The sequence below is a fragment of the Ruegeria sp. N10 genome (assembly GCF_056531545.1).
In genome coordinates this window covers 22,971-42,251 of the sequence record NZ_JBQFLY010000003.1, presented here as the reverse complement: position 1 = coordinate 42,251, position 19,281 = coordinate 22,971, and the positions used below count along the sequence as shown (strand labels likewise).

22 protein-coding genes are annotated in these 19,281 nt (G+C 55.9%); 11 read left to right on the top strand and 11 right to left on the bottom strand.

Translation table 11 applies throughout. The annotated features are described in order from the left end of the window. Positions 1-51 precede the first annotated feature (51 nt). The 4 genes from rph to ACR0JI_RS05740 are packed head-to-tail and all read left to right on the top strand — an operon-like array spanning position 52 to position 2,876. Positions 52-765, top strand: a complete 714-nt coding sequence (gene rph / locus ACR0JI_RS05755; RefSeq protein ID WP_480474386.1) for a ribonuclease PH — start codon at positions 52-54, stop codon at positions 763-765. Beyond that, the gene (rdgB, locus tag ACR0JI_RS05750) at positions 762-1,376 is read left to right on the top strand and encodes an RdgB/HAM1 family non-canonical purine NTP pyrophosphatase (protein WP_480494023.1); all 615 of its coding nucleotides are present in this window, start codon (positions 762-764) and stop codon (positions 1,374-1,376) included. The genes rph and rdgB overlap by 4 nt, the downstream gene beginning before the upstream one ends. Continuing rightward, positions 1,366-2,520 (top strand): radical SAM family heme chaperone HemW, encoded by a 1,155-nt coding sequence (gene hemW, locus ACR0JI_RS05745; RefSeq protein WP_480494024.1) that lies wholly within the window; start codon positions 1,366-1,368, stop codon positions 2,518-2,520. The genes rdgB and hemW overlap by 11 nt, the downstream gene beginning before the upstream one ends. 2 nt (positions 2,521-2,522) lie before the next feature. Further along, on the top strand, positions 2,523-2,876 hold the full coding sequence (locus ACR0JI_RS05740) for a YbaN family protein (RefSeq protein WP_480494025.1): 354 nt from the start codon (positions 2,523-2,525) through the stop codon (positions 2,874-2,876). Here ACR0JI_RS05740 and ACR0JI_RS05735 read toward each other — a convergent pair. The 7 genes from ACR0JI_RS05735 to ACR0JI_RS05705 all read right to left on the bottom strand — a co-directional run bounded on the left by ACR0JI_RS05735 (position 2,866) and on the right by ACR0JI_RS05705 (position 10,237). Further along, positions 2,866-3,762: a ParB/RepB/Spo0J family partition protein gene (locus ACR0JI_RS05735; RefSeq protein ID WP_480474390.1), complete on the bottom strand. Its 897-nt coding sequence runs from the start codon at positions 3,760-3,762 to the stop codon at positions 2,866-2,868. The genes ACR0JI_RS05740 and ACR0JI_RS05735 overlap by 11 nt on opposite strands. A 20-nt stretch (positions 3,763-3,782) precedes the next feature. After that, positions 3,783-4,586: a ParA family protein gene (locus ACR0JI_RS05730; RefSeq protein ID WP_209506882.1), complete on the bottom strand. Its 804-nt coding sequence runs from the start codon at positions 4,584-4,586 to the stop codon at positions 3,783-3,785. Further along, positions 4,579-5,196: a 16S rRNA (guanine(527)-N(7))-methyltransferase RsmG gene (rsmG, locus tag ACR0JI_RS05725; protein WP_480474391.1), complete on the bottom strand. Its 618-nt coding sequence runs from the start codon at positions 5,194-5,196 to the stop codon at positions 4,579-4,581. Before rsmG ends, ACR0JI_RS05730 begins: the two co-directional genes overlap by 8 nt. After that, a complete protein-coding gene (mnmG, locus tag ACR0JI_RS05720; RefSeq protein WP_480474392.1) occupies positions 5,196-7,064 on the bottom strand; it encodes a tRNA uridine-5-carboxymethylaminomethyl(34) synthesis enzyme MnmG in 1,869 nt (622 codons plus the stop codon). Before mnmG ends, rsmG begins: the two co-directional genes overlap by 1 nt. Positions 7,065-7,076: 12 nt before the next feature. Further along, complete coding sequence (mnmE, locus tag ACR0JI_RS05715) at positions 7,077-8,363, bottom strand: tRNA uridine-5-carboxymethylaminomethyl(34) synthesis GTPase MnmE (protein WP_480494026.1); 1,287 nt, start codon at positions 8,361-8,363, stop codon at positions 7,077-7,079. A 30-nt stretch (positions 8,364-8,393) separates the two neighbouring features. After that, positions 8,394-9,665 (bottom strand): transcription termination factor Rho, encoded by a 1,272-nt coding sequence (rho, locus tag ACR0JI_RS05710; protein ID WP_480494027.1) that lies wholly within the window; start codon positions 9,663-9,665, stop codon positions 8,394-8,396. A gap of 122 nt (positions 9,666-9,787) precedes the next feature. Beyond that, positions 9,788-10,237 carry a CopD family protein gene (locus tag ACR0JI_RS05705; protein WP_480494028.1) on the bottom strand — a complete coding sequence of 150 codons (450 nt, stop codon included), beginning with the start codon at positions 10,235-10,237 and terminating at the stop codon, positions 9,788-9,790. A gap of 405 nt (positions 10,238-10,642) precedes the next feature. Between ACR0JI_RS05705 and ACR0JI_RS05700 the strand changes: the two genes are divergently transcribed. Genes ACR0JI_RS05700 through dnaQ form a run of 4 tightly spaced genes read left to right on the top strand, consistent with a single transcriptional unit; the run spans position 10,643 to position 13,377 of the window. After that, the gene (locus tag ACR0JI_RS05700; protein ID WP_480494029.1) at positions 10,643-11,242 is read left to right on the top strand and encodes a Maf family protein; all 600 of its coding nucleotides are present in this window, start codon (positions 10,643-10,645) and stop codon (positions 11,240-11,242) included. Then, positions 11,239-12,072, top strand: a complete 834-nt coding sequence (locus ACR0JI_RS05695) for a shikimate dehydrogenase (protein WP_480494030.1) — start codon at positions 11,239-11,241, stop codon at positions 12,070-12,072. The genes ACR0JI_RS05700 and ACR0JI_RS05695 overlap by 4 nt, the downstream gene beginning before the upstream one ends. Next, positions 12,069-12,662 (top strand): dephospho-CoA kinase, encoded by a 594-nt coding sequence (coaE, locus tag ACR0JI_RS05690; protein WP_209598998.1) that lies wholly within the window; start codon positions 12,069-12,071, stop codon positions 12,660-12,662. Before ACR0JI_RS05695 ends, coaE begins: the two co-directional genes overlap by 4 nt. Continuing rightward, complete coding sequence (gene dnaQ, locus ACR0JI_RS05685; protein WP_480494031.1) at positions 12,655-13,377, top strand: DNA polymerase III subunit epsilon; 723 nt, start codon at positions 12,655-12,657, stop codon at positions 13,375-13,377. The genes coaE and dnaQ overlap by 8 nt, the downstream gene beginning before the upstream one ends. A 24-nt stretch (positions 13,378-13,401) precedes the next feature. On the opposite strand, the gene secB is transcribed toward dnaQ, so the two are convergent. Together secB and ACR0JI_RS05675 are read right to left on the bottom strand one after the other, a co-directional pair. Then, complete coding sequence (gene secB, locus ACR0JI_RS05680; protein ID WP_209506872.1) at positions 13,402-13,902, bottom strand: protein-export chaperone SecB; 501 nt, start codon at positions 13,900-13,902, stop codon at positions 13,402-13,404. 54 nt (positions 13,903-13,956) lie between these two features. After that, positions 13,957-14,457: an FxsA family protein gene (locus tag ACR0JI_RS05675; RefSeq protein WP_480474399.1), complete on the bottom strand. Its 501-nt coding sequence runs from the start codon at positions 14,455-14,457 to the stop codon at positions 13,957-13,959. Between the two features lie 108 nt (positions 14,458-14,565). Between ACR0JI_RS05675 and ACR0JI_RS05670 the strand changes: the two genes are divergently transcribed. Genes ACR0JI_RS05670 through ACR0JI_RS05660 form a run of 3 tightly spaced genes read left to right on the top strand, consistent with a single transcriptional unit; the run spans position 14,566 to position 16,852 of the window. Next, the gene (locus tag ACR0JI_RS05670) at positions 14,566-15,228 is read left to right on the top strand and encodes a Tim44/TimA family putative adaptor protein (RefSeq protein ID WP_480494032.1); all 663 of its coding nucleotides are present in this window, start codon (positions 14,566-14,568) and stop codon (positions 15,226-15,228) included. Next, entirely contained in the window at positions 15,225-16,265 is a 1,041-nt protein-coding gene (mltA, locus tag ACR0JI_RS05665; RefSeq protein WP_480474401.1) for a murein transglycosylase A, read from the top strand. The genes ACR0JI_RS05670 and mltA overlap by 4 nt, the downstream gene beginning before the upstream one ends. Next, on the top strand, positions 16,265-16,852 hold the full coding sequence (locus tag ACR0JI_RS05660) for a Smr/MutS family protein (protein ID WP_480494033.1): 588 nt from the start codon (positions 16,265-16,267) through the stop codon (positions 16,850-16,852). Before mltA ends, ACR0JI_RS05660 begins: the two co-directional genes overlap by 1 nt. On the opposite strand, the gene ACR0JI_RS05655 is transcribed toward ACR0JI_RS05660, so the two are convergent. Continuing rightward, the gene (locus ACR0JI_RS05655) at positions 16,849-18,069 is read right to left on the bottom strand and encodes an MFS transporter (protein ID WP_480494034.1); all 1,221 of its coding nucleotides are present in this window, start codon (positions 18,067-18,069) and stop codon (positions 16,849-16,851) included. The two genes, ACR0JI_RS05660 and ACR0JI_RS05655, sit on opposite strands and share 4 nt — an antisense overlap. After that, on the bottom strand, positions 18,066-19,166 hold the full coding sequence (locus ACR0JI_RS05650; protein ID WP_480474404.1) for an alpha/beta hydrolase: 1,101 nt from the start codon (positions 19,164-19,166) through the stop codon (positions 18,066-18,068). Before ACR0JI_RS05650 ends, ACR0JI_RS05655 begins: the two co-directional genes overlap by 4 nt. Positions 19,167-19,281 lie beyond the last annotated feature (115 nt).

Here is a 19,281-nt window from a genome sequence, read left to right as displayed (position 1 = left end):
ATCGTAATGCTGCGGGGCGGTATCCCGAACCCAGCAAACAAAGGATTTCCCATGCGACCCTCTGGAAGAGACTTAAGTGAAATGCGCGCCGTTTCAATCGAAACTGGGTTCACCAAACATGCCGAAGGTTCCTGCCTGATCAAGATGGGCGATACCCATGTGCTGTGCACCGCCACGATCGAAGATCGGGTACCCCCTTTCATCAAGGGTTCGGGGCTTGGCTGGGTCACCGCCGAATACGGTATGCTGCCCCGCGCCACCAACACCCGGATGCGGCGTGAAGCGGCCTCGGGCAAGCAAGGTGGCCGTACGGTGGAAATTCAGCGCCTGATCGGTCGCGCCCTGCGGGCCGGCGTCGACCGGGTTGCACTTGGCGAACGTCAGATCACGGTTGATTGCGATGTGATCCAGGCCGATGGCGGCACCCGCTGTGCCTCGATCACCGGCGGCTGGGTTGCTCTGCGATTGGCCGTCAACAAACTGATGAAGGCAGGTGACGTGATTTCAGATCCGCTGGTTGATCCGGTCGCCGCCGTGTCCTGCGGTATCTATGCGGGCCAGCCTGTTCTGGATCTCGACTATCCCGAAGACAGCGAGGCCGGTGTCGACGGCAACTTTATCATGACCGGGTCAGGCAAACTGATCGAGGTCCAGATGAGCGCCGAAGGTTCTGTATTCAGCCGCACCCAGATGGATCAGCTGGTGGATCTGGCGGAAAAAGGCGTTGCCGAGCTGGCCGCAGCCCAGAAAGCCGCCACCGCATGACCCGTAAGTTTGACAGCGACAGGCTTCTGGTCGCGACCCACAACAAAGGCAAGCTTGAGGAGATGGCGCATCTTCTCGAACCTTTTGGCGTGACGGTTGTGGGTGCGGCGGACATGGACCTGCCTGAACCGGAAGAGACCGAGGACACCTTTGTCGGCAACGCCCGGATCAAGGCCCACGCCGCCGCAAAGGCCACCGGGCTGCCTGCCCTGTCAGACGATTCTGGAATCACCATCGACGCGCTGGACGGCGCGCCGGGTGTTTATACCGCTGATTGGGCCGAAACCGGCAACGGTCGCGACTTCCTGATGGCGATGACCCGCGCCCATAATGAGCTTGAGGCAAAGAGCGCCCCCCACCCCCGCACCGCGCAGTTCCGCAGCACACTGGTGCTGGCCTGGCCTGATGGGCACGATGAAGTGTTTGAAGGTGTTGCCCCCGGTCATCTTGTCTGGCCCATCCGCGGCGAAGGTGGATTCGGCTATGATCCGATGTTTGTTCCCGAAGGATACGACATTACCTTTGCCGAGATGGATCGCTGGGAAAAGAACAAGATCAGCCATCGCGGACGCGCGGTTGAGAAGTTCGTGAAAGGCTGCTTTGGCGGATGATTGGCGCAACGGGGGCTTTGGCCTTTACGTGCATTGGCCTTTTTGCGAGGCCAAGTGCCCCTATTGCGACTTCAACAGCCATGTTTCCAGAAACATTGATCAAAAACAATGGCTTGACGCCTATCTGAGCGAATTGCGGCGCTCGGCCGCCGAAACCCCGGATCGGGTGCTGAACACGATTTTTTTCGGCGGTGGAACCCCGTCTCTGATGGACCCGGAAACCGTTGCCGCAGTGACCAGTGAGGCCCGTGCGCTCTGGCACCCCTCCAACACCATGGAAATCACGCTGGAGGCAAATCCCGGATCAGTCGAGGCCGGGCGGTTCGCGGCCTATCGTGATGCAGGCGTCAACCGGATATCGATGGGCGTGCAGGCGCTCAACGACGAAGACCTGCGCCGCTTGGGGCGAATTCACACTTTGGCTGAGGCCCGCGCTGCTTTTGACATCGCCCGTGATTGTTTTGAACGGGTGAGCTTTGACCTGATCTATGCCAGGCAACACCAAACGTTGGACGCCTGGCGGGCCGAGTTGAACGAAGCGCTGTCCATGGCCGTGGATCACCTGTCGCTGTATCAGCTGACAATCGAAGAAGGCACGGCTTTTGGCGATCGTTATGCTGTCGGAAAGCTGCGCGGCTTGCCCGAAGATGACAGTGCGGCCGACATGTACCTTGCAACACAAGAGATTTGCGAGAAACACGGCCTGCCCGCCTATGAGGTGTCCAACCATGCCCGCCCCGGCGCAGAGTCGCAGCACAATCTGGTCTATTGGCGTTACGGGGATTATGTCGGCATTGGTCCCGGTGCTCATGGGCGAATAACGGTGGGTGGTGAAAGAAACGCGACCGAAACCCATCTGAACCCGCAGCGTTGGCTTGACGCTGCTGCAAAGGGTGACGGAAAAAAGAAACGCTATGTCCTTTCGCCTGAAGATCAGGCGAAAGAATACCTTATGATGGGCATGAGGATATCAGAAGGACTAGATATAGATAGGTGGGAAGCCCTGTCAGGCCATCCACTTTCTGACGAAACCGTGGACCATCTGGTCGGCATTAATATGATTGAGCGTGAAAACAACAGACTCAGAGCAACACCAGCGGGGCGCGCCGTGCTGAATGCTGTAATCCGGGAATTGATGGGCTGAATATGCAGTATCTTTGGGCGGGGCTGGGATTGCTTTGCGTTGCGATGGCCGCGATTGGGGTTGTTCTGCCTCTTCTTCCAACGGTTCCGTTTTTGTTGCTGGCAGCGTTTTTCTTTGCGCGATCCTCTTCACGGTTGCACAACTGGCTACTGTCGCACCGGATTTTCGGGTCAATGATACTGGATTGGCAGAGTTCGGGCGCAATACGCCCGGCCGCAAAAAAGGCAGCAACCTTATCGGTCGCCGCCGTTTTCGGGGTGTCTTTGCTACTATCCGTTCCGCCCTTCGTGCTGATCATTCAGATCATTGTTCTGGGTGGCGTCCTGATATTTATCTGGACGCGCCCTAACGGCTGAGCTTTGCACAAAGATCGTCAAGCTGATCCAGGTTTTCATATGTCAGAACAACCTGACCGGATTCCGTTCCCGCCTTGTGGTTGATTGAGACTTTCATTGCCAGAATCGCAGACAGATCTTTTTCCAGCGCGCGTGTGTCAGCATCTTTTCCGGCATCCAGATTCCTGGATCTGGGAGCAGGTCGTGCAGTGTCGCCCTGCTGCTGTTTCTTGACCAGCGCCTCGGTAGCGCGCACAGACAGACCATCCTTGACGATCAGGTTTGCCAATTCCGAGGGATTTTCCGCCGTAATCAGCGCCCGCGCATGACCAGCCGATAATTTCCCTTCAATTACAAGAGTTTGCACGTCAATTGGCAGAGACAAAAGCCGCAACAGGTTCGCAATATGGCTGCGACTTTTCCCCAAAGCCTCGGCAAGCTTTTCCTGCGTGTGGCCAAAGCGATCCATCAACTGCCTGTATCCGGCGGCCTCTTCCACTGCGTTCAGATCAGCGCGCTGGATGTTTTCGATGATCGCAACTTCCAGTACCTCGGTATCATCGAATTCGCGCACAATCACAGGGATCTCGTGCAGCTGCGCCATCTGAGCAGCCCGCCACCGGCGTTCACCAGCGACGATTTCGTATTCTCCGACCCCTGTTGGACGTACGATCAAGGGTTGGATGATACCTTTTTCCCGAACCGACGCAGCAAGCTCATCCAATTGTTCGGGCTGAAATGTGCGTCGCGGCTGATTTGGGTTTGCCTTCAGCTTTTCAATCGGAACTTTCAGATCAGGTCTGCGCACGTCAGATGGTACTCGGTTGCCCGCCTCTGGATTAACGTCCGCCATGAGTGCGGATAATCCGCGGCCCAACCCTCTGGATTTCGCTTTCCTAGTGCTCATGTCGGCCTCCTCACCACCGCTCATGCTGCGGTCTTGTTGTTCTTGTGCATGATCTCACGGGCCAGATGCCGATACGCCATCGCACCAAGTGATCCCGAGTCATACTGCAATACCGGCAGCGCATAGGATGGCGCCTCGCTGACCCGCACATTCCTGGGTATCTTTGTTTTAAAAACCATCTCACCCAGATTGTCACGCGCATCCTTTTCGACCTGGCGGGACAAGTTGTTGCGGTTGTCATACATGGTTAACACAACACCTTCGATTCTCAGGTCTGGATTTGCGGTTTGCCGGACCTCCCGGATCGTCAACATCAATTGCGAAAGACCCTCCAACGCAAAGAACTCACTTTGCAGCGGCACAAGGACAGAATGGGCGGCAACCATCGCATTTACGGTCAAGAGGTTCAGTGACGGCGGGCAATCTATCAGGATGAAATCCAGCTCAAACGCGTCCACTGCCGTCTGACGCAGCGCATCGTGCAGCAGATAGCTGCGTTTTTCGTTGGAAATCAGCTCGATATCTGCCGAGCTCAAGTCAACCGTTGCAGGGACAACCAGAAGGTTTTCGATCTCCGTCTCCTGAACCACTGCCTCCAAGGGCGCGTCATCCAGGATGAGATCATAAGTGGTCCAATCCCGATCTTCGACCCCTAAACCGGTTGATGCATTCCCTTGTGGATCGAGGTCAACCACCAATACCCTGCAGCCAGCTTCGGCCAACCCTGCCGCTAGGTTGATTGCTGTGGTTGTTTTCCCTACTCCGCCCTTCTGATTGGCAACCGCAATTATCCGGGGTCCGGACGGTCGAGACAGATCAACCACGTGATACTCCTTTGATCTTAAGGATAACGGCCTGAGGTTCAGTTAAACTTGTAATAGCCTCAGCATCGAAATTCCATTCCTCACGCGCCTCATCCAGCTCTTTTTTCCAGTTTGCACCTTTGGGCAACAGCGCGGTCCCGTTTTCACCTAAATGCCTGTCACAGAATGATAACAATGTACGCAGATCCGCCAGCGCGCGCGCCGAAACGATGTTTGCGCCCAGGGGTTCAACCACCTCGATCCGCTTGGAAATCACTTTACACGACACGCCACATTCACGGGCGACGTTACGCAGAAAAGCTGATTTTCTCTGGTCGCTTTCCACTAGGGAGAAACTGGCGGCCGGAGCTTCCTCGGCAGCAATAATGGCGCACACCATTCCGGGGAATCCGCCACCGCTGCCAAGGTCCACCCAAGTGTCAAACGTTTCAGCGCATCGAAAAACTTGGACAGAATCCAGAATATGCCGATCCCACATGAATTCCAGACTATTGCGTGAAACAAGATTTATCCTGGGATTCCAGCGGTTCACCAGATCAACATAGATTTTCAGACGTTCGAATGTTTCACGTGAAACATTCAAGCCATCAAACTTGGAAAAATCGGCCATCACGCCTGACGCGCTCGTTGATCGCGGCGCAATTTCGCCAGGACAAGGGTGAGCGCAGCCGGTGTAACGCCTTCGACTCGGCTTGCTTGCGCTATGTTCGACGGTTTGGCCTGTGACAGTTTCTGCTTCATCTCAGAAGACAGCCCGTCCAAGCCAAAATAGTCAAATTCACGCGGGATAACATAGGATTCATCCCGCTTCATAGCCTCAACATCGCGCTTTTGCCGGTCGATATAGTTCGCATAAAGTGCGTCACGTTCGATTTGAAGCCGGATCGCCACGTCTACATCTTGTAGATCTGGTATCAATGGAAACAAGTCCTCGAAAGATGTATCCGGAAATGCCAGAATTGCCATTCCATCTCGGCGGTTTCCATCCTGGTTGACGTTGATCCCGGCTGAAAGAACTTCTTTGGGTGTGTATGTGCGAGCGGTCAGCTTGGATTTCGCTGCATCAAGCTGGCTCATTTTCTTCTCAAAATGCGCCCGACGCCTCTCTCCGACACAGCCAAGTTCCAACCCAATCGGCGTCAACCGTTGATCTGCATTATCTGCACGCAGAGACAGTCGGAACTCGGCCCTGGAGGTGAACATTCGATAAGGCTCTGCCACACCACGTGTCGTCAGGTCGTCTATCATCACGCCGATATAGCTGTCTGATCTGGTGAAAATGACCGGTTCGCGGCCCTGTACGTCCAGCGCCGCGTTAAGGCCAGCAACCATCCCTTGTGCCGCAGCTTCCTCATATCCTGTGGTTCCGTTGATCTGCCCTGCCAGATATAGTCCCGGAACGTCGGGTAGCGACAAGGACGCGGTTAAGACACGTGGGTCCACATAATCATATTCGATCGCATAGCCCGGTTGAAGAATGTCCGCCTTTTCAAGCCCTTTGATCGACCGAACGTATTCCAATTGCACGTCCTGAGGCAGTGACGTTGAAATACCGTTGGGATAAATCGTGTGATCATTGACGCCTTCGGGCTCAAGAAAAACCTGATGCGAGTCCTTATCTGCAAAGCGAACAATCTTATCTTCGATCGAAGGGCAATATCTTGGACCTATGCCATCGATTTGGCCCCCATACATCGCCGATTTTGAGAGGTTTGCTTCGATGATCTCATGCGTCTTGGCATTGGTATGTGTAATACCGCAGGAAATCTGAGGCGCGACTACCGATGTTGACAGGAAAGAAAACAAGGTCGGGTCCTCATCCCCGTCCTGTCTTTCCAAACCTGACCAGTCGATAGTGCGCCCATCCAGACGCGGCGGTGTGCCGGTTTTCAAGCGTCCCAGCGGAAGGTTATAGCTATCCAACCTCTCGGCCAGTTTTATCGACGGGCGATCTCCCATCCGCCCACCAGCCCGTGACACGTCGCCGATATGGATGACGCCGCGCAGGAAGGTTCCGGAAGTCAGAACAACGGCTTTGGCATGCACTTCCGACCCATCTCCAAGCAGGACACCGGCGACACGGTGTCCGTCCATCAGGAAGTCTACAACCTCCCCAACGATAACGGACAGGTTTTCTTGGTTGCTGATTTCGTTTTGCATTGCCGCACGATACAGGGCGCGGTCAGCCTGCGTTCTGGGACCCTGAACAGCCGGACCTTTTCGCCGGTTCAACAGTCGAAACTGAATACCAGCCTGGTCAGCGACGCGACCCATTACACCGTCCAGCGCGTCAATCTCTCGAACCAGATGTCCCTTCCCCAACCCACCGATAGCCGGGTTGCAGGACATGACGCCGATATCGGTCGCAGATAATGTCACCAAAGCGGTTTTCGCACCCATCCTGGCAGCGGCGTGCGCGGCTTCCGTACCGGCATGGCCGGCCCCAACCACGATGACATCAAAGTTTGAATGTTTCACGTGAAACAATCCTTATTTTCCCAAACAAAAGCTGGAGAAGATTTCATCCAACAGTGTCTCGACATCAATTCTGCCGACCAGAGATTCAAGCGCCCGTATGGCGGTTCTTAACTCCTCCGCAGCGATATCATACAGGTCCGGGCCTGATTCCAGAACCGTGATCGCAGCAACAAGTGAAGCCGATGCCTTGTTCATCGCAGCGCGATGGCGTTCACGCGTGGCTATACCATGTGTTGTGGTTCTTTCACTCAAGACCCACGAAATCTGGTCGACAAGCGCATTAATCCCCTGTCCTGTCTTTCCTGAAACACCTTCACTCTTATCTTCCCGCAGGTCTGCTTTGGGCAGAACATGGATATCGCCATCCTGCACAGCTACATCCAGCTCTTCCGGGACTTCGGTCAGAAAAACACGCAAGTCTGCCGCTTCTGCCCGTTTTCGAGCCAGCTCGATCCCAAGATTCTCGACGTGATCTTCGGTTTCCCGCAACCCGGCCGTATCCAGCAATGTCACCGGCAAGCCAGCCAGATCCATACGAACCTCAATCACATCCCGGGTTGTGCCTGCGAATTCCGAGGTAATTGCGGCTTCACGTCCTGCAAGCGCGTTCAACAGGGTTGATTTTCCTGCATTGGGAAGACCAACAATAGCCACTTCAAATCCGGTACGAATACGCTCGGCAATCTTCACCCCATCTGCTTCTCGACGAAGATCTGCCAGAACGCCGCTTGTCAAATCGCGGACTTCCTGCGTGACGTCGGTGGGGACGTCTTCATCAGCGAAATCGATGACGGCTTCCAGCAACGATGCCGCGCGGATCAGATCGCGCCGCCAGCGCTCGGCCAGCGTGCCAAGCTCACCGGCAAGAATGGTCTGGGCCTGCTTACGCTGTGCCTCGGTTTCCGCATCAATCAGGTCTGCCAGGCCTTCGACCTGTGTCAGATCCATCTTGCCATTTTCAAGGGCCCGGCGTGTGAATTCACCCGGGTCCGCCAGCCGCAGCCCATCGGTGTTCGACAAACAGCGCAGAACCGCATTAACCGAGGCCGTGCTGCCATGGATCTGAAGTTCTGCCACGTCTTCCCCGGTGAAACTTGCCGGTGCCTGAAAGGTCAGAACCAGACCATCATCCAGACGTGATCCGTCCTGATCCCGCAGGGTGCGCAAGACTATTCCCCGCTTGGGCAGTTCCGCGCCGCTCAGACATGCGGCTGCGGCATGCGCTTCGGGGCCAGAGAGGCGGATGACCGCCACCCCTGCTTTGCCTTGCGCGCTGGCCAAGGCGAATATCGTATCCATTCGTAGGCCTCGCGTCGCTTAAGACCTGTGTCAGGTGTTCATTGAATCGAAGAACTCGCCGTTTGTCTTCGTCTGTTTCAACTTCGACAACAGGAACTCGATTGCGTCGGTGGTGCCCATAGGATTGAGGATACGGCGCAGAACGAAGGTTTTGGCCAGATCGCCCTTGTCGACCAGCAGGTCCTCTTTCCGTGTACCGGATTTCAGGATGTCGATCGCCGGGAACACGCGTTTGTCTGCAATCTTGCGGTCCAAAACGATTTCCGAGTTACCAGTACCTTTGAATTCTTCAAAGATCACCTCGTCCATCCGGCTGCCGGTATCGATCAGCGCCGTGGCGATGATGGTCAGCGATCCGCCCTCTTCGATGTTCCGGGCCGCGCCGAAGAAACGCTTGGGCCGCTGCAGCGCGTTTGCGTCCACACCACCGGTCAGAACCTTGCCCGAGGATGGTACAACGGTGTTAAAAGCCCTACCAAGTCTTGTGATTGAGTCGAGTAGAATAACAACATCTCGTTTATGTTCGACCAGGCGCTTGGCCTTTTCAATGACCATCTCCGACACGGCCACGTGACGCGTTGCGGGCTCATCGAAGGTTGACGACACAACCTCACCCTTAACCGAGCGCTGCATGTCGGTCACTTCTTCCGGGCGTTCGTCGATCAGCAGGACGATCAGGTAACACTCCGGATGGTTCTGTTCGATCGAATGCGCGATGTTCTGCAGGATCACGGTTTTACCAGTCCGCGGCGGTGCCACGATCAGCGAACGCTGACCTTTACCGATCGGCGCAACCAGATCGATCACGCGCGCGGACTTATCCTTGATGGTGGGATCTTCGATTTCCATCTTCAGACGCTCATCCGGGTACAGAGGCGTCAGGTTGTCGAACAGGATCTTGTGCTTGGCCTTCTCGGGATCTTCAAAGTTGATCATGGTGACATTGGTCAGCGCGAAATAACGCTCATTCTCGTCCGGCGCCTTGATCTCGCCCTCGACCGTGTCCCCGGTCCGCAGTGAGTGCAGACGGATCATATCGGGCGAGACATAGATATCGTCAGGACCCGGCAGATAGTTTGCCTCGGGCGAGCGCAGAAAGCCGAACCCATCCTGTAGCACTTCCAGTACGCCATCACCGCCGACGGTCCAGCCATCATCGGCACGTTCGCGCAGAATCTGGAACATCATCTCGCCTTTGCGCATGGTCGAGGCGTTTTCGATCTCCAGCTCTTCGGCCATTGCCAGAAGGTCTTTGGGGCTTTTGGCTTTCAGGTCGGCCAAATTCAGGGATTCATTGGACATGATACATACCTTCACCGCTGAAAACGCGGCTTGAAGTGGAATTTCAGTACGGAAAATACGCCGCCCGGACGGGCGTGTTGTGATCTACATAAGCGCAGCGTCGTTCGGAGTCAAACAGGCGTTCAGAACTTCAGAATGACCGCCAGAACGATGGTAACCATCAGAATGGTCGGAACCTCGTTCATCATGCGATATTGCCGCCCAGTGAGCTTATTCTGGCCTGCCAGAAAATCCATTCTTCGGGCCATAAGCCAATGGTGGAACCAGGTCATCGCGATCACGCCCGCGCCTTTAACCCAGGGCCATGCGAAATCCCATCCGACGATCCCCGGTGTGAACACCATGATCAGCCCGCATAACCAGGTCACAACCATCGCGGGGCGCATGATCACCCGCAGCAGCTTGTCTTCCATTTCAAAGAAGATGTCTTGCGCGCCCTCTACGGCCTGCGCTTTTTCGACGTGATAAACAAACAGTCTGGGCAGATAGAACAAGCCCGCCATCCATGAGATCACGGCCATGATATGTAATGACTTCACCCACGGGTAAATCGTGAAAAGAAGGTCTGTCATGCCGGCTCCGAACGTTGTTCGGAACTCTCCCTAATAAAAAAATAAGAAAAGAAAAAGGATGATGGTTTTGTAGTGTGCTAAATATCCGTGGATTATTATTTTTACCCTAGCGTTTTCCCCAGGGGGACAAAATACCTGAGGTTCCCAGAGATTCTGTTGATAGTACAAATTATATATATAAATCAATTATTTAAGTTGGATCAGGCAAATCTGGTCTGTGGATAACCCGATGGGTATCGCTGGATACATCTGTTATCCCACGAGTTAGAGTTATCCTTGTCCCAACAGGATCAGATTTGAGCGACTCGGGGATCTTTGCCGCAAAATTCCCGGGGTTGCGTGTCAACCGGAAAACCATACAAAACACCCCAGAACTCTCATCGATTTGCACACGGGGTTTTCCACATGTCTGTCCCCATTCTTCTGGCTTCGGGATCTGTTATTCGCGCGCAACTGCTAAGGAACGCAGGTGTGCCGTTTGCGGTTCAAACGGCGCGCGTGGATGAAGAGACGGTCAAACGGGCGTTGCTGGCAGAGGATGCCGCACCACGCGATATTGCGGATACGCTGGCTGAGATCAAAGCGCGTAAGGTCAGTGACAAAAACCCCGGCGCCATGGTGATCGGTTGCGATCAGGTGCTGGATTTCGAAGGGCAGCTGCTGTCAAAGCCCGAAACCCCGGAACAGGCGTTGGCCCAACTGAAAGATATGCGCGGCAAGCGGCACATGCTTTTGTCAGCAGCTGTGATCTATCAGGATGGTGAACCGATCTGGCGGCATGTAGGGCAGGTGCGTTTGCGGATGCGGGCCAGTTCTGATGCATATCTGAAAGACTATGTTGTGCGGAACTGGGACAGCATTCGCCATGCCGTCGGAGCCTACAAGCTGGAAGAAGAAGGCGTTCGCCTGTTCGCCACCATTGACGGCGACTATTTTAACGTTTTGGGTATGCCCCTGTTAGAGCTTCTCAACTTTCTGGCTGTCAAAGGGATGATCGAGCAATGACGGACAATCTGGTTCCTTTGGCCGGAGTGATCGGGCATCCCATCGGGCATTCGCGCTCACCCAAGCTGCACGGCCATTGGTTAAAGACCTATGGGCTTGCCGGGCATTATATCCCGATGGACGTCGCCTCTGCTGATCTGGAGACTGTGCTGCGAACCCTGCCCAAAGCAGGCTTTGTCGGGGCCAACGTAACGGTTCCGCATAAAGAAGCCGCGTTGAAGATCGCAGATCATGTTTCTGACCGCGCGACTGTGATTGGTGCTGCAAATACGCTGGTGTTCCGAACTGATGGTTCGATCCACGCAGATAACACCGACGGGTACGGGTTTATGGAAAACCTGCGCAGTGGCGCACCTGACTGGAATGCGAAAGATGGCCCGGCGGTTGTGTTTGGTGCCGGGGGCGCTGCCCGTGCCGTATTGCAGGCTTTGTCTGATGCCGGAGTGCCGGAAATCCTGTTGACCAACCGGACACGCGCCCGCGCGGATCATCTGAAGGAAGAATTCGGCCAACGCATTCGAGTTATCGATTGGGTTCAGGCGGGGAATGTCATTGAAAATGCTGAACTTGTGGTCAACACAACTTCATTGGGGATGCAGGGCCAGCCAGAGCTGCGCGTGCCGTTGGACGGGTTGCAGCCCGGTGCCGTGGTAACGGACCTGGTCTATGCCCCGTTGAAAACCCGCCTGCTGCAAACCGCCGAGGAGGCCGGATGCACCACAGTCGATGGTCTTGGGATGTTGCTGCATCAGGCCGTTCCCGGATTTGAACGCTGGTTTGGTGTCCGCCCTGAGGTAGACGCAGATACGCGCGCGGCGGCTTTGGCATGAGTTTTGCGCTTGGCCTGACAGGCTCAATCGGTATGGGGAAAAGCACCACAGCGCAGATGTTCGTTGAAGAAGGGTGCGCATTGTGGGATGCGGATGCGGCGGTGCATCGGCTGTATGCCATTGGTGGAGCAGCGGTTGAACCAATGCGGGCAGCCTTTCCCGATGCGATACGTGATGGGGTGGTTAGCCGTGACGCGTTGAAACGGATCATCGCGGATGACCCGGCCACGTTGAAAACGATTGAGGCGATTGTGCATCCACTTGTCGCTGCTGACCGCGCAGAATTTCGCGAAAGCGCAACAAGCGACATTTTGGTGTTCGATATTCCACTTTTGTTTGAAACGGGCGGGGATGCAGCAATGGATGCCGTGGCCTGTGTTTCTATCCCGGCCGAAGACCAAAAACGGCGCGTGATGGAACGCGGAACAATGACCGAGGCGCAGTTCGAGCAAATCCGCGCCAAGCAGATGCCGAACGATGAAAAATGCGCACGGTCGGATTTTGTGATCGTGACCGATACTCTGGACCACGCCCGCGCGCAGGTGCAGGATGTAGTCAGGCAGATACGGGCGGGGATGGCACATGCGTGAGATTGTACTGGATACCGAAACCACCGGGTTTGATCCCGAAAGCGGGGATCGGATCGTGGAAATCGGCGCCGTTGAGCTGTGGAACCACGTTGCCACCGGTGAAACCTACCACGTCTATATCAACCCCGAACGCTCGATGCCGGAAGAGGCGTTTGGCGTGCATGGTATAGGTCCCGATCTGCTGGAAACCCCGCGCCCGCCTGAAAAGGGCGAAGTGACTCTGAAAGACAAGCCGATCTTTGCAAAGGTTGGCCATGGATTTCGCGAATTTGTTGGCGATGCGCGGTTGGTGATCCACAACGCCTCATTCGACATGAAGTTCCTGAATGCCGAGTTGAAATGGATGGGTGCCCCGCTTATCCCCATGGAGCAGGCGTTGGATACACTGGCAATTGCCCGTAAACGGTTCCCCGGTTCGCCAGCGTCACTGGATGCGCTGTGCCGTCGCTTCAATATCGACAACTCGAACCGTGTGTTGCACGGCGCGTTGCTCGACTCGGAAATTCTGGCCGAGGTTTACCTGGAATTGATCGGTGGGCGGCAGCCGGATTTTGGTCTGTCGACATCCACATCTTCTGCGGACGGCGGCAGCGATGATTGGCGAGCTACACCGCGCAGCACACCATTGCCATCCCGGATCACCGAGGATGAACGCGCAGCACATGAAGCTTTCGTGGAAAAACTGGGCGAGAACGCCTTGTGGACCCGCGCCTGATCCGGACAGGCGCGGGTCAAAACCTTACGCGTCTGCTTTTTGGGCCTGTTCGGCCTGACGGCGCATCAACTCATTGCGATAGAGCGCAACGAAATCGATATTGTCCAGGTTGACCGGCGGGAAGCCGCCATCGCGTGTGATATCGCTGACAATGCGGCGCAGGAACGGGAACAACATGCGCGGGCATTCGATCATCAGGAACGGGTGCAGCTGATCTTCCGGCACACCTTCCACGTGGAACATTCCGCAATAGTCAAGTTCACACAGGAACAAGATGTCATCCATGCCTTTGGCTTTGGATGTCAGGTTCAGCTTGATCGAAACTTCGAACTGATGGTCCGCCGCGCGTTTTTTGGCATCCAGATTCACCTGAACGGCGATTTCCGGTTGTACGTCTCCGGAAACGCCCTTTTGCGCCATCACGTTTTCAAAGGACATATCACGGATGAACTGCCCCAGAACACGCATCTGAACCTGCGGGGCGGCTTGGGCCGCAGTGTTTTCTGCAGCGTTTTCTTCGGCCATGGATCTACTCCAAAAATGAAATTCGCCACTGCTTAGCAAGTTGGGCGCGGCACCTCAATGCTGGTGGGGGCCTTCCACCCATTTCGAAGGCTTCGACGAGTCTTTTTTTGGCCGAACTTCGGTGAATTCCCCATCGATGATATCGCCCTGATCGAAAGGGTTCCCCCGGGTTTGATATCCGGGGCCCGGCCCCATCTGGAACTGAGTCACTGTAACCTTGGATTTCAGGTACCGGAAAACGGCGATGCGGATACCGGGAACTAACAACGCAAAACCAACGGCATCAGTGAAAAAACCCGGTGTCAGCAACAAAGCGCCCGACAACAGGATCATTGCCCCATGGGCCAGGGGTTCGGTCGGATCGTCCAATTCGGCAAAGGACCGTTGCAGCCGTCCAAGCGCCATGCGACCTTGTGTCCGCACCAAAACCGTGCCCAGAACCGCGGTCAGCACTACGATGGCAAGTGTCGGCCACAACCCAATCAAACCACCAACCTGAATAAACAGCGCGATTTCGATTATGGGCACCAACAAAAATGCCAAGAACAGATACATTTGCGTTATCCTTTCCCTTAGGCCGGGCTGTGGACTTGCCACTCACTGTCACCTACATAGTGGCATGAGGCCGTGTATACAAAGTCGCGGCGTTGAAAAGAGAATGAAATGAGCGACAACCCTATGATCCAGCTCCTGGTCCTGGCCGGAATTGCCATTTTCCTGATCCTGCGCCTCAAAAGCGTATTGGGCACGCGTGAAGGCTTTGAAAAACCGCCTGTGCAGCAACAGCCCGAAGCCCGTAAATCGCGCCGCGGTTTCGAGGTGATCGATGGCGGCCCGGATCATGACATTACCGACCATGTCGCCGAAGACAGCGAACAGGCGCAAACCCTGGCTGCAATGAAACGTGTCGAGCCCGGCTTCTCGGTCGGCGAGTTCGTTCAGGGTGCGCGCGGTGCGTATGAGATGATCGTGATGGGGTTTGAAAGGGGCAATCTGGATGAAATCCAGCCTTTCCTGTCGGAAGAAGTGTTCGAGACTTTCGTTTCGGTCGTGGCAGCTCGTGAAGATCAGGGCCTGACCATCGAGGCCGAATTCATCGGCGTGCGGGAAACCACCCTGACGGATGTGAAATTCGACAAGGACTCAAACCAGGCCGAAATCACGATGAAGTTCGTGGGAGAGCTGACCTCGGTCGTGCGCGATCGCGGAGGCGACATCGTCGAAGGCAACCCGAATACCGTGAAGCGCCAGAAGGACAGCTGGACCTTTGCCCGTGTCATGGGCAAGGACGATCCGAACTGGCTGCTTGTCGCCACGGACGCATGATTGCAACGCTTCGGTCGCTTTTACTGGTGGGCGCAATGACCACCGCCAGCGCTGCCGGAGCCGAGGCAACGCGATCCATTCTGTCGTTTGACGATCTGCAGGGCTGGGCGGAGGACGACCACGGCGCGGCCCTTTCCGTTTTTCTGAACACGTGCGGTGATCTGGATGACCCGGATTGGCGCGCCTTGTGTGGTGTGGCCAGAACATATGAACCGGATGCTGCCCGCGCCTTTTTCGAGTTATTTTTCCGCCCTGTTCTGGTCGAGGATGACAAAGAGGGCCTGTTTACCGGCTATTTTGAACCCGAGCTTGACGGCGCGCGTACCCGGACAGACCGTTTCAAATACCCGATCTACAAGATGCCACCCGAAGCCCGTGCGGAAGGACCATGGCTGAGCCGTCGTGACATCCTGACCGGCGATGTGATGCAGGGCCGCGGGCTAGAGATTGCCTGGGTCGACGACCCTGTCGAGCTGTTCTTTCTGCAAATTCAGGGCTCGGGGCGTATTCGATTGTCGGATGGCGGTGCGCTGCGGGTTGGATATGGTGGTGCGAATGGTCACCCCTATCGGTCGATCGGTGTCGAGTTGGTGCGACGCGGGGTTCTGGGTGCGCATGAGGTCAGCGCCCAGATGATCCGCGCCTGGGTGCGCAAGAACCCCGAGGCCGGTGCCGAGTTGCTGTTTCACAACCCGTCATACGTGTTTTTTCGCGAAGTTTCACGCGTTGCCCCTGAATTTGGACCTTTGGGGGCGATGAACCGGTCGATCACGACAATGCGCTCGATTGCGGCGGACCCCGCCTATACACCATTGGGCGCACCTGTCTGGGTGGAAAAGGACGGTGAAAACCCGTTGCGACGGCTAATGATCGCGCAGGACACAGGCGCGGCCATCAAAGGCGCGCAACGGGCGGACATCTTTTTCGGTACTGGTGAAGAAGCCGGACAGGCTGCGGGCAGGCTGAAAGATCCGGGTCGGATGGTTCTGTTGTTGCCTATTCAGCGCGCCTATGCCCTGTTGCCGGATGAATTCTGATGACCCGGCGCAAACTGACAACCGATGAGATCGAGCTTTGGCGCAAGGTCACCAAACAGGCCGAGCGTCTGCATCCGAACTGTCCTCAGACCGTCCATCCGACCACCCTGCCGAAACCCAGGCCCAGAAAAACACCAAAACCCCGGTTTGAGGTGTTTGAGCTTGGTCAGAACCTTCAGCCGAACTCGAAGCCAAACGATCTGAAACCATCGTTGACGGACGCGCTGCGTGCCGCGCCTGTTCAGATGGATATCAAGGCTTTTGGCCGGATGAAGCGCGGTAAGCTAAAGCCCGAAGGCAAGCTGGATCTTCACGGTATGCGGGTTGATACGGCCCATCCTGCGTTGATCCGTTTTATCCTGAGCGCGCAGGCACAAGGTAAACGACTGGTTCTGGTGGTAACCGGCAAGGGCAAGGACCGCGACGAACCCGGCCCAATCCCGACGCCGCGTGGCGTATTACGCAATCAAGTGCCGCATTGGCTGTCCATACCGCCGTTGGCGCAGGCGGTGATGCAGATCAACCCCGCGCATATCAGTCATGGCGGCGAGGGTGCTTATTACGTCTATCTCAGGCGAATGCGCTAAAAATCCCGACGGGCGCGGGAAATACCTGTTCGGACCAGAACGCAAACCAGCACGAAGAACACCCCAACCCAGATGAACTGTGTGTTCAGCGAAACGCCAAGGTCAATCAGAACGCCGGTCAGGCCGGGGCCGATGGCCGATCCCAGCACCATGACAGCCGCGGCCATCGCCTTGATCGCACCGATATGCCGGGTTCCGTAGAATTCGGCCCAGAATGCGCTGGGCAATGTGCTGTTTGCTCCAACGGTCAAAGCCAGGAAGACCAGCCCCAGGGTCGCGCCGCTGATCGAATTGGTTGTGCCCAGAATGACGAACCCAAGTGCGATCGGAAGCTGGTAGTAGGGCATGATCCGGGCGGTCCCCCATTTATCCAGCGCCCAGCCTGCGACAAACATGGAAAACAGAGATATTCCGGTAAAGATCGGGAATAGAGCCACCAGTTGGATATGCTGCCAACCCTTCACATCAGCCAGAAAAACCTGATGGAAAAAAAATGCGGTGATGAATGCGGATGGCCCAAGCACTGATGGCACCATAAACCAGAACAAAGGATGGAACAGAGCGTCCCGCCGGGTCCAGTGTTTTCCCTGCATTCCCGATGCTGAAAACGCGTTGGCGAGGCTTTGTGGAGTTCTCTCTTCTCGCAGCAGCCGCATCAGAACCGGAATACCCAGCGCCGTGATGCCCGCCGCGGCAACCCACAGCCAGCGCCAATCCAGATAGACCATGGCGCCAACAAAAATCAGCGGCAACAACGCCTCGCCAAGCGCATAGCCGGTGGACGCGATGGAAAGTGCTTTGCCCCGCGTAACCGTGAACCAGCGGGCCATTGCGACCACGGCGAGATGCGTGCTCATCCCCTGCCCAAATAACCGCAGCAGAAAGATCACCAGTGGTAACAGCAGCAGCCAGGTGTTCAGCGCCATTGCAATGGCGGCCAACGCCAGTCCCGCCAACACAACTGGGCCCAATACCCGTACGCGGAAGATATCCGTCAACCCTCCAGCCCAGATCATCACGATTGCAGACAGGGTCGTGCCTAACGTGTACAGCCCACCCCATGCGCCGTGGCTGAGGCCATATTCAGAGCGGATTTCACCAGCAAAGACCGAGATGAAAAAGGTTTGCCCGAAACTGGACAGAAATGTCAGCAGAACGCCGGTCGCAAGCCAGGTCGCGTTGTCCACAAGAAACCGGTGCAGGGAAACCCGCGTCACGGATTGCTCACCTGGGCCTGGCCGGTTTCAGTCAGCACGATTTCTGTTGCGCCAACAGGATTGCGCTGGCTTGGCGGTACGAGGATGTCGATCCCGCGCCGGTCATCGCGCCCAAAGGTTTCGCTGACCCGGCGCACGGAGCGGAGGATAGTCAACAGGGCTGGAGAAGTGGCGGCCACAAAATGGGAAGATTCCGCATCGCTGTTGAAGGCAGTCGTATCCACGATTTCAATCGGATATTCGGACAGTTTCTCGGCCGATCCGATATTGCCCAGCCTTTCACCATCGGCGGTTCCCCTCAGCCGGCCTGAGATGTTCAGGATCTTATCTTTCTTGGACACCATCACGACAAAAGGATCAGGAGGATTGTCGATACTGTTCATCTGCGACCGAAAAACATCCACGTCCAGATCGGGAGAGATCAGAATAACACCTTCCAGATTTCTCTTTGCCCAGCCCGGCTGTTTCAGTTCGGTTTGCCGTATCATCTCCATAGCCAGCGCGCCGCCCATTGAATGCGCCACAAGGGCCACCCGCCTGACCCCCATCGACTTGAGAAGACGAATGGTTTCCTCCAGCCCATCACGGGCAAACAACATGCTGTCCAGATCATAGGCATAACCATAGCCTGTCGCGCGGCTGGGCCATGAATAGACAAGGATTTGACCGGGAATACCGATATCATGTGACAGCTGAGCAGCCCTGAACAATGTCTCTGTCTGAGTGGAGTTATAGCCATGCACAAAAATCGTGACTTCGTCAGCCCCACTCAGCCTGTCCTTCAACTGTTGCGGCCCGCTTAGCTGATCGACCTCTGCCAGTACGAACTGCTTTCTCGGGTCAGGGTTTGCGTATGAAAATTTAAGGCTTCCCGGTGAACGGCCCGGTGGTATCGACACGGTCGTTTCCAGAAATTGCAGGCGTTCTGCGCGGCGGAATCCATACGCGCCATCGGGCTCGCGTGCACGTGTGGTGGCCGCAAAAACTGTTTCGGGAGTTCCGATTTTCAATGCAGATGGGACCGTTTCGGATACGGTCCGGTCGACGCAGGCCGCCAGCACGACCGGACACAGAATGAAGATTAAGAAACGCAGCACAGAAAGCCCCCGGAAACAAGTGCCGACACGCTACCTTATTCTAATCCCGCGTCCAGCACGGCCACGCGCAAAAGCGGCAGAAACCGGCCTGAGCGGTTACAATCTGTAACAGACC